At 54.3% G+C, this 14,576-nt stretch carries 12 protein-coding genes; 7 read left to right on the top strand and 5 right to left on the bottom strand.

All coding sequences use genetic code 11. The features are described from left to right. Positions 1–3 precede the first annotated feature (3 nt). The 7 genes from NUV55_RS04865 to NUV55_RS04895 all read left to right on the top strand — a co-directional run bounded on the left by NUV55_RS04865 (position 4) and on the right by NUV55_RS04895 (position 8,645). Positions 4–1,353, top strand: a complete 1,350-nt coding sequence (locus NUV55_RS04865) for an outer membrane beta-barrel protein (RefSeq protein WP_296670875.1) — start codon at positions 4–6, stop codon at positions 1,351–1,353. A 7-nt stretch (positions 1,354–1,360) separates the two neighbouring features. Beyond that, complete coding sequence (locus NUV55_RS04870) at positions 1,361–2,434, top strand: AAA family ATPase (protein WP_296670876.1); 1,074 nt, start codon at positions 1,361–1,363, stop codon at positions 2,432–2,434. Beyond that, the gene (locus NUV55_RS04875) at positions 2,403–3,791 is read left to right on the top strand and encodes a GNAT family N-acetyltransferase (protein ID WP_296670878.1); all 1,389 of its coding nucleotides are present in this window, start codon (positions 2,403–2,405) and stop codon (positions 3,789–3,791) included. Before NUV55_RS04870 ends, NUV55_RS04875 begins: the two co-directional genes overlap by 32 nt. 142 nt (positions 3,792–3,933) lie before the next feature. Continuing rightward, positions 3,934–4,776: an XrtA system polysaccharide deacetylase gene (locus NUV55_RS04880; RefSeq protein ID WP_296670880.1), complete on the top strand. Its 843-nt coding sequence runs from the start codon at positions 3,934–3,936 to the stop codon at positions 4,774–4,776. A 45-nt stretch (positions 4,777–4,821) separates the two neighbouring features. Further along, positions 4,822–6,297, top strand: a complete 1,476-nt coding sequence (locus NUV55_RS04885) for a lipopolysaccharide biosynthesis protein (RefSeq protein ID WP_296670882.1) — start codon at positions 4,822–4,824, stop codon at positions 6,295–6,297. A 26-nt stretch (positions 6,298–6,323) separates the two neighbouring features. Continuing rightward, a complete protein-coding gene (locus NUV55_RS04890) occupies positions 6,324–7,577 on the top strand; it encodes an O-antigen ligase (RefSeq protein WP_296670883.1) in 1,254 nt (417 codons plus the stop codon). A gap of 42 nt (positions 7,578–7,619) precedes the next feature. Beyond that, a complete protein-coding gene (locus NUV55_RS04895) occupies positions 7,620–8,645 on the top strand; it encodes a polysaccharide deacetylase family protein (RefSeq protein WP_296670885.1) in 1,026 nt (341 codons plus the stop codon). Here the strand turns inward: NUV55_RS04895 and NUV55_RS04900 are convergent. From NUV55_RS04900 to NUV55_RS04920, 5 genes are read right to left on the bottom strand one after another with little or no spacing between them, the layout of a single operon-like run. Further along, on the bottom strand, positions 8,642–10,249 hold the full coding sequence (locus NUV55_RS04900; RefSeq protein ID WP_296670887.1) for a hypothetical protein: 1,608 nt from the start codon (positions 10,247–10,249) through the stop codon (positions 8,642–8,644). The genes NUV55_RS04895 and NUV55_RS04900 overlap by 4 nt on opposite strands. A gap of 19 nt (positions 10,250–10,268) precedes the next feature. Then, the gene (locus tag NUV55_RS04905) at positions 10,269–10,928 is read right to left on the bottom strand and encodes a polysaccharide deacetylase family protein (RefSeq protein ID WP_296670888.1); all 660 of its coding nucleotides are present in this window, start codon (positions 10,926–10,928) and stop codon (positions 10,269–10,271) included. Positions 10,929–10,930: 2 nt separating this feature from the next. Next, positions 10,931–12,280, bottom strand: coding sequence for a hypothetical protein (locus NUV55_RS04910; RefSeq protein WP_296670890.1), 1,350 nt, complete (start codon positions 12,278–12,280; stop codon positions 10,931–10,933). After that, on the bottom strand, positions 12,277–13,368 hold the full coding sequence (locus NUV55_RS04915) for a glycosyltransferase family 4 protein (protein ID WP_296670891.1): 1,092 nt from the start codon (positions 13,366–13,368) through the stop codon (positions 12,277–12,279). Before NUV55_RS04915 ends, NUV55_RS04910 begins: the two co-directional genes overlap by 4 nt. Beyond that, positions 13,365–14,561 carry a glycosyltransferase family 4 protein gene (locus NUV55_RS04920; RefSeq protein WP_296670893.1) on the bottom strand — a complete coding sequence of 399 codons (1,197 nt, stop codon included), beginning with the start codon at positions 14,559–14,561 and terminating at the stop codon, positions 13,365–13,367. Before NUV55_RS04920 ends, NUV55_RS04915 begins: the two co-directional genes overlap by 4 nt. Positions 14,562–14,576 lie beyond the last annotated feature (15 nt).

Here is a 14,576-nt window from a genome sequence, read left to right on the forward strand (position 1 = left end):
AAAATGCAATCATTCACAATTGGGGGAGTCGCCAGCAAGCGGCTGGTATTGATTGTACTTCTGGCCGGTGCCGTATCAGCGGTCCAGGCGGGTGATTTTGCCTATGGGCTCGGCTACACGGCAACACGTAGCGATAACATTACTCGCGCCCCCTCGAATGAACGCAGTGATACGGTTCATTCCTATTTGGCCGGCTTTGCTTATCAGGAGCGCACTTCGGAGGTCGTAGCCCGAATACTGGCCCTGGCTGAATACCACGATTACCAGAACGATACTTTTAGCGATGAGGGTGTATACAACCTCAATTCCTCCCTTTTGTGGACTATATCGCCGCAGCGTTTTACCTGGACCGTGGAGGATGTCTACCAAGAAACACAAATCACCAACACGACAGCGGATACGCCATCCAACCGGACCAATGTAAACGTATTCAGTACCGGCCCGGATTTTTACCTGCGGTTCAACCCGGTGCACACACTTGCCCTTGGCGCGCGAGCTGGGAATGTCAGCACGGGGCGGGCCAATGCAGATAACGATCGTTTCAGCAGTTCGGCCAGTTGGTTGTACCAGGCCAATTCCACTTCCGTATATTCAGTCAATTTCCAGCTGCTAGATGTGAATTACGACGATTCGACGCTTAATAACGACTATACCCGTCATGATGTCTTTGCCCGCGCCGAGTACCGTCCGTCGCGCTCACAATACGTCATCGATCTTGGCACCAGTAAAATCAGCCGGGATCGGGGCCAGGATTTGGACGGAACGCTGGCCAGGCTTTCCTGGGTCCGCCAGCTGACAACGGAATCCAGCTTCGGAATGTCTGCCAGCGGGGAATTTTCCGACACGGGGGCGGACGTCCTGTCCGCCTCGACCGCGACGGCATCATCCACAGGGTTGCCTGTGTCAACATCGACCAGCCAAACATCCGATGTCGTCACCAGCGACGTTTACTATGCCAAGCGTGGAAGTATCTTTTATAACCGTCGTGGTTCCTCGTTTGCGATAGACTCCTCAGCGTATACCCAAGAGCTTGATTTCGAGACCACCCCGCAAGACCGGAAAGAAAACGGTGTACGCCTGCAGCTGGACTTTTTCTATTCCGGTGCGACGACAGTCACGTTGTTCACGGAGCAGGCGCGAATCCAGTACCAGAATTTCGTCCGGGAAGACACCGACCGTGATTCCGGTCTCCGCCTCGGCTATCGCGTGAACAGGACAGTCAGTCTAGGATTGGAAGGCCGCCGCACTGATCGTACCAGTACCATTTCAGTCGTGGAATACGAGGAAAATCGGGTATTCCTTTCAGTTCTGTACAGCAGCAGCCCGCTGTTTACTCCGATCTCCACGAGGTAACGCGTTAATGTACCTTGAGTATTTCAAGCTGAAAGAATTGCCGTTCCGGCTTACGCCGGATTCGGATTTTCTTTACATGAGCGGTGCGCATTCCCGCGCCAAGGCCTACATGGATTACACCGTGTGGAACCGTGAGGGGTTTGTCGTTATCACCGGTGAAATCGGTTGTGGCAAGACCACGCTAATTCAGAAATTGCTCTCCGAGCTGGATGAGAATGTTGTGGTGGCAAAGATATTCCAGACCCAGCTCGATGAAGTCGAATTTCTGCAGTCAGTGCTGGTTGAGTTCGGCCTCAACCCTTTCAATGCCAAGAAGGTCGAACTGATTGACATGCTTAATACCTTTCTGGTCGACAACTTTCTTCAGCTCAAGCAGCTGGTGCTGATTGTCGATGACGCGCATAACCTCAGCCTCAAGGTGCTGGAAGAGATCCGGATGCTGTCGGGACTGGAGACGCGCAAAGAGAAGGTGTTGCACGTGATTCTCGTGGGACAACCTGCCCTTACCGAATTGCTTGACACAGCGGAGATGGAGCAGCTGACGCAGCGCGTACGACTGCGATACCACATCAAATCGCTGACCGAAAGCGACATGCATGACTATATTCATCACCGCTTGCGCATCGCCGGTGCTGCGAAACCTGAAGAACTCTTTACGCCAGACACGTTTCCCACCATCTATAAATACACCGGGGGTTTGCCACGACTTATCAATACCCTGTGCGACACGGCCATGACTTGTGCGTTTGCTGACAACGTGCACACCGTTTCGATGAGTGTTTTGAATACGGCCATCGAGGAGCTTCAGTGGCTGCCCTATGCCAGACGGATCAACAAGCGGCGCACGGAGATCAGCACTTCCGGTGGCAGCGAGGCGCAAGGCCTGCTGCGTGACAATACCCGCGCATTGGCGAATATCGGGCAGCAGCTCAGCAGGCTGGATAATCTCGCCCCGGCGCTATCTTCGATTGCAGGAAAGATGGGAAATATCGAGACGTTACTCAAGCGTATTAGCGATTCGCTGGAGACAGGAAAGCCGACCATGGAGGATGCTGCTTCCAAGCGCGTCAGAGAACGCTGATTTCATCCCCGAGCTGGCTCATGCGTTGTTTTACAGAGACAGCTGCTGCCGAGTTATTTTCTTATCAGGTGCCCAGCCTGTTTTTTATCACTCCAGTAACGGGTCAGGTAGCCTCGCCGATTCCAGCATTACGTTTCAGCCTGATTCCGGCTTCACGTTCTTTCCAGTCAGATCCCTGATCGTGGGGAAACAAATCACCTTGTCTGTGGTCGATGCGCCCGAAGGTTTGGCGGGCTTGCGGGAGGAATGGAACCGAATACTGGACGAGTCGCGTGCGCGGAGTATATGCCTGCGTTGGGAATGGCTTCATACCTGGTGGGAAATATTTCACAACAGCGGCATAAAGCCCCATGTGTTGTTGGTGCGGGACGGTGGCAGGCTGGTCGGTCTGGCGCCTTTTTATCTACAGGTTCAGAAAAAACTTGGCCTGCTCAGGATTCGCACGCTGCGTTTTCTTGGAACCGGCGAACCGGAATGGGAGGAAGTGGCGTCTGAGTATCAGGATATTGTCGCGTTGGATGGTTATGAGCAAGACGTTGCGACGGCTGTTTGGCACCATTTGCGCGACAGCAAGTCCTGGGATCAGCTGGTATTCAACGATGTGCTGGATGAGTCGCTGCTTCTGACAACGTTGCGGCGTATCCTGCTTCGTGAAAAATATTCCGTGGTCGTTGAAAGAGTGGGGATCCGTTACAGTGTCAAAATCCCGCGCTCGTGGCAGGAATATATTTCGATTCTGGATGCAGGGGCTGCCAAGCGTTTACCCTACAAGCGGCGCAAGTTTGAGCGCGCGGGCCAGGTTAATTTTCGGAGAATTATTAGTGTAGGCGAGCTGGATCAGGCCTTTGATGAGTTGATACGCCTGCACGCGAAACGCTGGGCGGCGCGAGGAAGGGAAGGCGTGTTCACCAGCTCGCGCTTTACCGATTTTCATCGACGTCTCGCGCGAATTCTGCTTCCACAGGGCATGCTCAACTTATGTTTCCTGTCGCTCGATAATGTGAATATCGCCGCACTTTACAATCTCCGTTATGCGGGCACTGAATATTTTTATCAAGGCGGTGCCGATGTCGAGCTGGCTTCCAAACACTCACCTGGCGTGATCGCGCATGTCTATGCCCTCGAGGCGGCAATTGGGGAAAAACTCGACTGCTATGACTTTATGAAGGGCGGAACCGATTCTTACAAAACAGAATTTGGTTGCCAGGAGAGCCCAATGCAAGACATGCGTGTATTTTCCAATAATCTTCGTGGAAGAATCCTGGCTATTGAAGCCTGGACGCGTCGTCGCCTGCGGTCATACAGGAAGAGGCATGCGCGCGTCATTGAGACAGAAACTGGCCAGCAAGCGGAATGAGGTTGCGGAAGGGCGTGAGGATCGACCGTAAAAGAACTGTGATATGCTGAAATATATATGCATATATAAACGAATAATCCGGAATTAAAGTAATTCAAAAACATGCTGAGGCATGTTTTTTCAAGTGTTGAGCCTGTCTATTATGAAGAACGCATTTACCATCGACGTGGAAGACTACTACCAGGTGGAAGCCTTTGCCGGCGTGGTGAACAAAGGTGCCTGGGGAGAATACGAGTCGCGGGTGGTCGAAAATACTCATCGGCTTCTGGACTTGCTTGATACGTATTCAGTCAAGGGGACCTTCTTTATATTGGGATATGTGGCACAGCATGAACGCGCGCTCGTTCGTGAAATTGCCGACCGCGGCCACGAGATCGCGTCACACGGGATGAGTCATACGCTGGTATACACCCAGACACCCGAGGTATTCCGCGATGAAACCCGTCGCAGCAAGGCGCTGCTCGAGGAGATATGCCAGCGTCCGGTCATCGGATACCGCGCCGCGACGTATTCAATCACCCGTAAATCGCTGTGGGCGCTGGATATCCTTCATGAGGAGGGATTCCAGTATGATTCGAGTATATTTCCCATGCGCCACGACCGATACGGGATTCCCGATGCGCAACCCTACCCGAACCGCCTGCGCACGCCCGCTGGCTACACACTGGTGGAATTTCCCATCTCCATCTTTCGTTCGGGAGCGGTCAAGCTGCCTGTCGCGGGTGGTGGTTACTTTCGTCTGTTCCCTTATCCTGTCACACGTTGGGGCCTTTCTCGGATAAACCGGTCCGGACATGAATTTGTGTTCTATCTTCATCCCTGGGAGGTTGATCCAGAGCAGCCCCGTATACAGAACGCCGGGGCCATGTCCCGATTCCGGCATTATCTCAACCTGTCGCAGACCCGTCCCCGGCTTGAACGCCTGCTCAGTGATTTTTCCTTCACGACCATGGAGGATGTGCTTCGGACTCAGGCCTTGCTGTAGGCAGTATCTTGAGAAACCGGTAACCATCTTGTAACGGAGCAGATCTTGCCTTCCGATAGCTCGCCGCTGGGGCGATTTTTCAAGCATTCGACGATATACGCGTTCGGCAACTTGCTGAACCGTATTGCCGCGTTGTTGCTGCTGCCGATATATACCAACTACCTCACCGTCGCTGAATACGGCGCGCTCGAGCTTTTCTATGTCATTGCTGCAGTAGTGACGGGTTTTCTTTCCGTGGGTATTGCGCACGCTACCCTGCGTTTCTATTTTGAGTATGAATCCGAGACTGACCGAAATTCGGTAGTGACAACTAACTTGACGGTATCCCTGTTGATCACCATCGCGGGCGTATTGCTGATAGGGCAGTGGCACGAACCACTTGCCCGTTACGCATTTGGTGGCGCGGAATACAGTCGCGGCGTTCAGATTATTCTCGTTACCCTGGTGCTTGAACTTTCTTCCCAGGTGTCCCTGGCCTATATGCGTGCCAAGGAATATTCAAAGCTTTTTGTCGGTATCATGTTTTTCAAGCTTCTCATCCAGCTTGGGGCCAATACGTATTTCGTGGTTTTCCTGGACAAGGGCGTCGAAGGTGTTTTGACGGGGAATCTGATTGCCGTGGCCTTCGGATGGACCTGTCTCACCGCGTTTGTTCTTTCAAAATGCGGGTACCGATTTGAGTGGAGCAAGGCCGTGCCCTCTCTTAAATACAGCTTCCCCTTCCTGCTAAGCACGCTCACGGGCCTGACGTCTTCCTTCGCCGACAGAATCCTCATTGATGCCTTTTTGAGCCTGCAGATACTTGGTATTTATGCGTTGGCTCTCAAGTTTTCAGAGTTGCTGGAAAGCCTGATCGGCGAGCCCTTTAACCGCTCCTACGGAGCCTTCCGGTTTTCCATCATGAAAGATGGCAATGCAGCCGAGATTCAGGCGCGCATCGTCCGCTATTTGCTGATAGGACTGTGCACTACCGGTCTCGGCATCGTTTATTTCGCGAAAGATTTGCTGATTGTCATGTCTGACCCCGCCTATTGGCCTGCCGCCAGTATATTGCCCATCCTGATGGTTGGCGGCCTGCTCAAGGTGCTGAACTATTCGTTTCAAACCGGCATTCTCTATGAAAAGAAGACGCACCATATCTTTCAGATCGGATTGATCGCTGCCTTTACCAGTGTTGTATCGAATTTCCTGTTGATCAATTGGCTTGGGCTGATCGGGGCCTGTTTCGCGCAGGTCCTGACCGCCAGCGTGGTACTGATCGTCACCAACCGGATATCCCAGCGTTATTTCAAGGTTAAGTACGAGTATCGGCAGCTCATGAGAATTGCAGCGGTCACGGTACTTTTTTATCTGCTTTCCGTGCCACTGGATAGTCAGCAGGTTAGCATGGATTTTCTTGTGAAAATCCTGCTATATGTCGCGTTTATGGCCGTGATGTTTTTTTCAGGAGCCTTGCATGCAACGGAAAAGGCCTGGTTACGGTCGACATTGATGCGGTTGATCCAGCGTAAAGGCATCTAAATCACTAAAGTCACCAGGATACCGTTGTGTTGATTATTCTTGTATACCTGACCACGCTCTTCATTGCCCCCCAGCTCTGGATCGAGCCCTTTGTGGACATGCGCATAGACTATTATGTCTACCCGTTGTGGGCGCTCGCGGTTTTTTTCTCCCGGGAAAAAAATCCACTTACCCTGACACCCTTGGACAAGTTTTTCCTGCTGATGCTGCTATGGATCGTCCTGTCCATGGCCGTAAACGGGTTCCATGAGCGCAGCACGGAAATCATCATCAATTACACCAAATGGCTCGTATTGTTCAAGCTGGTTTCCATGACGGTGACATCTGCCGATCGCTTGCGAACGGTGGCACTGATGCTGGTATTTTTCGCCCTGGTTCTCGCGGTGGAGGGCATTGAGCACAAGACCGGTGAGTCGGGCCTGGGCTGGGCCGGTCAGACCCTGGGGTGGATTGACCCGGAAGCCGCGGCCGCGGGTGAACCTGGTCGCACGCGGTGGATCAACATTTTCGATGGTCCCGGTGTATTTTGCGTTGTATACACGGTTGGGTTGCCATTTGTGATGCAGTATGTCGTGACGCCGTTTGGTTTCGGTACCAGGCTCCTTGGCATGGGCCTGGTAGGTCTCCTGCTGGTGGCGATCTACTTCACGGGCTCGCGCGGTGGTTTTCTGACAACGATGGCATTATTCGCGCTCTTCATAGCCGTACGCTACAAGGTTTCGTTGATGAAGATTGCACTTGTGGGAGGCGTCATCGGCGCTGCTTTCATGCTGGCGCCCAGTCACTTGACGACCCTGGACGATTCGAGCAAGTCCACTAAACACCGCGTCGAGATGTGGATTGAAGGTGTCGAAATGGTGCAGCACAACCCCCTGTTCGGGATTGGCAAGGGCAACTTTCTCAAGTACACCAGCAAGCTCATCGCCCACAATTCCAGCATCGAAATTATGGGTGAGACCGGCCTTCCCGGCCTGTTTTTCTGGATTGGTTTGATTTATCTGTCGTTAAAAAACGTGGTGTTTTATGTGCGCGACACCGAGGATGAACGCGACAAGGCCTATGCCACGGCTTTGGGGCTCAGTGTGCTTGGGTATATCGCCAGCTCCATGTTTGTCACGCTCGAATATGAAACGTTCTACTTCCTGCTGGGGCTCTGTGCCGCCCTGGGATTCAGACTGAAGCAGCCAATTGTATTCACGGAAAGGGATTTCTGGGCCATTTCCGGGATGACGGTGGGATGGGGCATACTGATCAAGGCGTTTGTCATTATTTATGCCTGATTCGAAACTGGTGGCGTACTGGACGGCGCGACAATATCCGACATGAGAAAGAAGGAATATCTGGCGAAGGCAATGGCAGTGACAGGTATGCATGGCCTGTCATCCTTTCTGCGCGAGCTGAAACTCGGCGAGCTTCCGATTCTTGCCTATCATCGTGTTTGCGATATCGAAAACGAAGAGAAATTCCCGTTCGATCCCGATCTGGTCAGCGCCTCTCCCGCGGCATTTGCCTGGCAGATGAATTACCTCAAAGAGCGATATCATCCCATCACATTTGAATTTCTCTTGAATGTCCTAGACGACAAGGAGAAACTGCCCCGGCGTCCCGTAATCGTGACCTTCGACGACGGTTACGACGATAATTATGTAAATGCCTTTCCCGTGCTCCGTTCGCTTGAGATGCCCGCCACCATATTCATCTCTACCGGCTATGTTGGCAGCGGCAAGCCATTCTGGTTTGATCTGGTCGCGCATATTCTTTATCACGCTCCCAACGGCACTCTGAATGTTAATGAGCTGGATCTCGCGCTATCTCTGGATTCCGGCGTCGACTCGCGACGTGCAGCAGCAGCTGCCCTTGTCGCAAAACTTAAGCGCGTCAATAATGCGCAGCGACTGAAATGCCTTGGCTGGCTCGAAAGCGAGTTCGCCGGTGCCATGAAAATCAGCGAATTCCGCCTCAGCCGTCCGCTTGACTGGAATCAGATCCGTGAAATGAGTGCCGCCGGCATGGAATTTGGCTCGCATACCGTAAGCCACCCCATCCTGTCTCGACTTGATGCGACGGAACTTCAGCAGGAGCTGACGGAATCAAGGCAGCAGCTTGAGAAGGAATTGGGAAAGGTGGCGCCCGTGCTGGCCTATCCGGTGGGTGGACCCGAGGAATTCAACGACGCTGTAGTGCGCGCGGCAGTAACGGCAGGCTATCGTCTGGGAGCTTCCTACATGCCCGGGGTAAACCGGCTTGGCAGCATGGACCGGTTTCGCCTGCGGCGTCAGCATGTCGAGCGCTACGTGTCTAACGCCTATTTTTCTGGCCTGCTAAGCCTGCCGGAAATATTTCATTAAGGTGTTGTACTGATCAGACCGCCGCGGACGCTGCTGGATGATTGTTTCGTTTCTGCTGGTGCGTAGGGGGCTGCCGGCATGGGGTTTCCCATATACTCCCAAATATAATGTGTCAGTGATCTGGCCTTGCAAAAACCACGTGCCACCCCGGTTTTTTCGCACATCTCTTTCTTGATTCTTTCTTCATTGGGCCAGGGCCAGAGCGGCACTGTGGTTAGTTTGTTAAAGTCAGGATTGCCGTAGCGCGAACCGTCGACGCCATAACGGTAGAGCACGTTGGCGCCGATATCCCCCCCCCGGTAGCCACTTCCTTTCAGTTTGGAACCGGGCTCTATGCGAACCAGATATTTCAGCGAGGGAATCTTGCCGTCGGCGCGTGGGTCGCTTGAAAAGCAGCCGGTGGCGCAATCGTTTTGCCGATAGGCCCCCTGTCCGGCGTTGTACACATTGACATGGCTGAAAGGGTAGCGCGAATTGATGCCATTGCGTGGCGCATCCACCGAAATGACGTTGCGCAAACTGCCGGACGTCAGTGCCGGTGCAATGCGCACGCCATCGCCGCCCAGCGCCCTTACGGTCAGGTTTTCCAGTTCGTTATTGGTTCCGGCACGGGAAAGATTGAACCCCAGATGGGCGGCGTCCCAGGCGACGGCATTGGATATATGAATGGTCGGATCGACGACGCCCTCATGATCGGGTTCCATGTAGTAACCGGTATCGGGCGCGCGCAGCGAAATCGTGCCAAGCCATTCGCTTTGCCCGAATAAATGGGCGCCGCGCGTATGTTGCGCCACGGCGAAATCCGCATAGGGTTCGTCGCCCGGCGCCAGTATGCGGTCCACCACCATGACGTTCTGCAGGGACACGCTGCTTGAATCGTAGACAGTGATGCCGACGTTGGGGTTGGATTCGCCGCGGCAGAATTTCTTGTCGCAGCCGTCGCCGCGGACCAGCACACGCCGCCAGACATTGAAGCGTGAGCGGTAATTAATCGCAATAATACGTTCGCCGGAAGCCCAGATCCACACGTCTTCGATGAGGTTATGCTCGTTGCCGTGTGGGTGATCGTTGGTGCCAATGCTGAACCCTCCATGGAACCCGCAATCCTTGATCGTGACGTGACTGGTGTTGAAAAGGCTGCCGCCGCCCTCAAAAGTGATGCCCTGGATCTTGATGTGACTGTCCTTGCGGGAGGAGCGGCCGATGAACAGGACGCCAACGACGGTTACCTTCCCGGGATTCAGCGCATGGACATATGTCTTCCGTTCGCTGTTTACGCCTGACGGGATCTGCCCCGAACGGGAGCCGCCGATGCCTTCGTCATAATCCGTATAACTGATATAACCCGTCCCGGCCGGTTCCGAGTAGACGCCGTCCAGCAGGATCAGCTCGTCGCCGCCGGACATTTTGTCGAAAGCGTGCGCGAAAGTCTTGAAGGGCTTGTCAGCCGATTTGCCATTGCTCCAGTCGCTTCCGGTGGGGGAAATATAGTAGATCTTCCAGGTGGGCGGTTCATCTTCTGAAAAAACTGGAGGGGAGCAGGCGATGGTCAGCAGGGCGCTGAAAAACACCAGCCATCGACACAAGCCTGTATGGGAAGCCATCAATTTCCGCACAGCCCGATTATATTTCATTGTGACGGCCAAGATCACTGATCCGGGAAAATATCAGGGAACGGCCTTTCAGGGATTCCACTATTCGTGACAGCGATTCCACGGTGTGCGCATAGTCTTCGTGGAACAGCAGGATATCTCCACCGGTAATATGAAGTGAGTCTATGTACGCTATCAGTGCGGCCGGCTCACGGATATAGGAATCCCGACTGTCCAGTGACCAGAAAACGAAACGGAATCCATGCCATGCCAGCGCTAAAAAAGATGGTCCCGTGATGTTGCCGTAGGGTGGGCGGAATATTTTCTCGATCCGTTTCCCGAGAATATTCTGCAGAACATCCTGGGTCTGTTTCGCTTCCTGGACATAGGCACGCAAGCTTGCATGGCGCGCATCGAGATGTGAATAGCCGTGGTTGCCGATTTGATGTCCGCGTGCAGCAATTTCCCGAACAAGAGAGGGATGATCCTGCGCAATTTTTCCCTGGATAAAGAATGTGGCGGTGGCCTTGCCGGCATCGAGAATATCCAGGATTCGTGGCGTGTGTTGCGGGTGCGGCCCATCGTCAAAAGTAAGCGCGATGTCATGTTTCGCGCGCCTTTGCCTGATCAGCACCAGGCCGGGGAGTAAGGCGGCAAGCCCATGTTTGACCATTCTGCCTGCGCTGATCATGGTCAGATCCGTTCCCGGCTGACGGAGGAAATGATGAAACGGCGTTTGCCGGATTCAGACACGGCGATCTCCGGTACGATCTCAAGATGGATCTTGACGCCATCGCCAGTCATTTGCCGGAAGGCGTCAACGACATGCTGTCCGACGGTATCGGTGTAATGAGCATCCGGCACGACATAAAGCTTTATCTCATCCAGGGAATCCTGCCGTATTTGATAGGATTTTATTCCGCGCATGTCGCTCATCAATACGGCGATATTGGGCGTGGTCAGCAGACGGTCGGGAAGCACCAGTACGTCCGCGATCCGGCCTTCGATCCGGGCCAGTCTCGGCAGCGTGACGCCGCAGGCGCAAGACCTTGCATCGGCCAGTGAACCCAGGTCGCCAATCTCGTAACGGATGAAAGGAAAAACGTGATTTGACAGGTCGGTAATCAGCACGCGCCCCAACTCGCCGGGCCGACAGGGGCGATTTTCCCTGTCGACAATTTCGATGAACAGGACATCCGCGTGCATATGATAGCCCTGATGTTCCCGGCATTCGGCGCCCATGTACATCTCGCGACTGCCGTAGTGGTCAAACACCTTGTTGTTGCCGAACACCTCATTGATCAGACCGCGCTGTTCTGGCTGCAGGGTTTCCGAGCTCGTAATCAATGCGCGCAGAAAATCAAAGGAAGTTCCGGGATGGTGCTTGCGGATGAATTCCGCCAGGGCATGAATGCCGCTGGCATAGCCCCAAATGCTGGTCGGTTGCCAACGGCAGATGCCTTGAAAGTACTTTTCCAGTAATTCCTCCGTCATGAAGGCAACGGAATAGTCGCGGTAACGCTGTAGAAAGTAGGTAAGGCGGTGAAGCAGTTTCTGGGCGTTGTTATAGTCGAAGCGCGAGCCCGACATCTGCACGGTACGCTCGCCCAGCGCGACGCCGGCCCATTCAGCGCTGCGATAAACACTGGCACGGTTCCAGTCCATGCCGCGCTTGTCCCAGTAATAATAAGTGGGTTCGCCAGTGGAGCCGCCGGTGCGGGCCAGCTCAAAACGTGAGCGTGGCATGTTCCGGCATTGCAATTCCTTGAAATTCTCTTGAATCCGGGCCTTGGTGAGTATCGGGAGCTGCGCCAAATCCTCGATCCTTTTGAGCGGCAGGGAAGTCTGGCGCAACAGTTTCTGGTAATAATCTGAATGATCACGCGCTTGCCGCAACAGATCGTTGAGCCGCGCCAGCTGCCAAGACTTGAGTGTGGCCTGATCCCAGCGCTGTGACTGGCGCAGAAAGTGCAGCCGTTCGATGGTGCGTCGACCACGGAGGACATCCAGGCTTCGGAAAAATACGTCCTGATACAGGTTCATGTCCGGGATTCGCCGTGGTAAAGCTTCAGGAGTTTACTATGGATGGGCTCCCAGGCATGTTCTCGCACGCGTTGTCGGGCCTGGTGGATAAGGCGAGCGCTGAGCGCGCTGTCCTGGAGCAGGGCGACCATGTGCGCCGCTAGTTGCGCATGGTCATCGTCCGGCGCCAGCATGGCGTCTTCGCCGTGCCGGGTCATGTAGGGAATGCCGCCCACGGCGGTGCTCACCACCGGCAATCCGCAGGCGAAGGCTTCGAGTATCGATACCGGCTGATTATCCACGCGCGAGGAATTGAGATAGATATCGGCGCGATCATAAAGCAATTTCATTTTTGCGTTTTCGACATTTCCCGTGAAGATTACGCTATCGCTTATGCCAAGCTCGTGACAGAGAGAAGCCAGCATGGCTTTTTCACTGCCGTCGCCGGCGATAGTGAGCGTGGCGTCAGGGCGGGATTGACGCAGGATTGAAAACGCCCTTAACCCGCATGCGATGTTGTAATCCGGTTCCAGATGCCTGGCCATGATGACGTGCGGCCGTAGAGGAGAGCGCTCCCGGAAAGGCAGGCTGTCGACTGGCAGTATGTTCGGGATTTCATGCGTGCGCAGATGATGACGCATGAATACCGCTGCCAGAAAACCGGACGGAACGATGATCATGTCAGCCGATTCCAGCGCCAGCCGGGCAAGCCAGAACCATCGCCTCAGGAAGGCACCGGCAGCTCCGCCGTGATAATGAATGATGACACGTTTCCCCATCACCTTGCCCGCAGCGACAGCGGGAAAGGTAAAGAGAAAGAAACTCAGATACGAATGGCTGAATACATGAACCACATTGGACCTGAAACAGCCTGGCCACAGCCGCGATAGGAATAGGGAGAGGTTGACTATGCCACGCACCAGCGGAATTCGGCGCCAGGCCGAATTTTGGGGCAGGGCATTGGTTGGCACATTGATGACTTCGTGCCCTTGCTGACGCAGCCCGGCTCCAAGCATTTCCGCCTGTACCGCCATGCCGCCCGGAGGCGGGGGCAGCTCTGATACCAGGCATATGATCGGCCACGGGCCGTTCTTCCGGGCGGATTTCATGGAGCGGAGGGTAGCCCGGCCGATTCCAGTATCAGGGCGGCATTGCGGTGCCAGGTGTGATCGGACTGGAGTTTCTGGAAGGCGCGTTGTGCAATCTGTTGGCGCAGCGCCGGGTTCGTGATCAGCCTTTCAATGACCTGCCGGCATTTTTCAGCATTCAATGGTTCGAACAGCATGGCGGTTTCACCCTGGGTGTGCACATCCTCAATCGGTGGCAAAAATGGCGCCACGATGGGAATCTTCAGCCCCATGAATTCAAACATGACCACCGGCGAGCCGAAGTCATTGGAGTGAGGCAGCACGGCAATATCAATCAGAGACAGGTATTCATAAATTCGGTCACGTGCCACGGGTCCGGTGAAGGTCACATGAGGGGTCAGACTGTTGCGGGCTACAAACTGTCTGATCTCGGTCAGAACCGGTCCGTCACCGATCAGGACCATGTGCAGATTATCATGCTTCTTGCGCAGCTCGCGGAAGACCTCGACAAAAAAGTCGAGCCGGTCCCAGCGATCGAACCATCCGGCAAAACCGAGTACCAGTTTCTTTTCCAGATGGTGCTCGCTGATCAACGCCGGATTTTTCCCGTGGGTTTTGATTTTGGCGATATTGAAGGCATTGGGCGCGACGTGTACACGTTCGTCCGGAACCTTCTGTTGCAGAATCATCTGCTTGAGTTTAGATGACACCGTATGAATACCTGTGCAGCGTGAAAACAGGATGCGTTCAAACCAGGCACACAGCCGCGGATAAGACTGTGGCCGCGCCCGATGGGCGATGCCGCTGACCTCGTTGGCCTCCAGCACAAACGGGATTCCACGGCGACGCGCCAGCACAGCTCCGGAAACAAGAAAGAACGCATAACGCTCATAGATCAGATCAAATTTCTGCGTGGCCAGCAGGCGCCGCAGGCGCAGCCACGCCGGAAGGTTATAGCCGATCTCGGCAAGTTCAAAAAGAAAATTTGGAAGATACCGGCTGATCCATTTCCACAGAGTCTGCACGCCTCCCGTCTTGACTTGCGATTTGTCCACGGGCGCGCTGTGTATGGGATCGAGCGGGTCCACGCCCGGAGGCGACAACACCGTCACGGAATGCCCCATGGCCTGCAGGGCTTGCACGATGCTGACGATGTGGACGCCTTCTGCGCCACGACCCTGGGTGCGGTGGTGATAAAGAATGTTGAGCTTCATGGATACCGTTAATAT

Source organism: Sulfuricaulis sp., from assembly GCF_024653915.1.
Classification (GTDB): Bacteria; Pseudomonadota; Gammaproteobacteria; order Acidiferrobacterales; family Sulfurifustaceae; genus Sulfuricaulis.

Excerpts from the sequence above, each read along its gene's own strand:
- NUV55_RS04880 (WP_296670880.1), top strand. The coding sequence starts at position 3,934 with ATGAAGAACGCATTTACCATCGACGTGGAAGACTACTACCAGGTGGAA.
- NUV55_RS04870 (WP_296670876.1), top strand. The coding sequence starts at position 1,361 with ATGTACCTTGAGTATTTCAAGCTGAAAGAATTGCCGTTCCGGCTTACG.
- NUV55_RS04900 (WP_296670887.1), bottom strand. The coding sequence starts at position 10,249 with ATGGCTTCCCATACAGGCTTGTGTCGATGGCTGGTGTTTTTCAGCGCC.
- NUV55_RS04875 (WP_296670878.1), top strand. The coding sequence starts at position 2,403 with ATGCTGCTTCCAAGCGCGTCAGAGAACGCTGATTTCATCCCCGAGCTG.
- NUV55_RS04865 (WP_296670875.1), top strand. The coding sequence starts at position 4 with ATGCAATCATTCACAATTGGGGGAGTCGCCAGCAAGCGGCTGGTATTG.
- NUV55_RS04910 (WP_296670890.1), bottom strand. The coding sequence starts at position 12,280 with ATGAACCTGTATCAGGACGTATTTTTCCGAAGCCTGGATGTCCTCCGT.
- NUV55_RS04915 (WP_296670891.1), bottom strand. The coding sequence starts at position 13,368 with ATGAAATCCGCCCGGAAGAACGGCCCGTGGCCGATCATATGCCTGGTA.
- NUV55_RS04920 (WP_296670893.1), bottom strand. The coding sequence starts at position 14,561 with ATGAAGCTCAACATTCTTTATCACCACCGCACCCAGGGTCGTGGCGCA.
- NUV55_RS04905 (WP_296670888.1), bottom strand. The coding sequence starts at position 10,928 with ATGATCAGCGCAGGCAGAATGGTCAAACATGGGCTTGCCGCCTTACTC.
- NUV55_RS04895 (WP_296670885.1), top strand. The coding sequence starts at position 7,620 with ATGAGAAAGAAGGAATATCTGGCGAAGGCAATGGCAGTGACAGGTATG.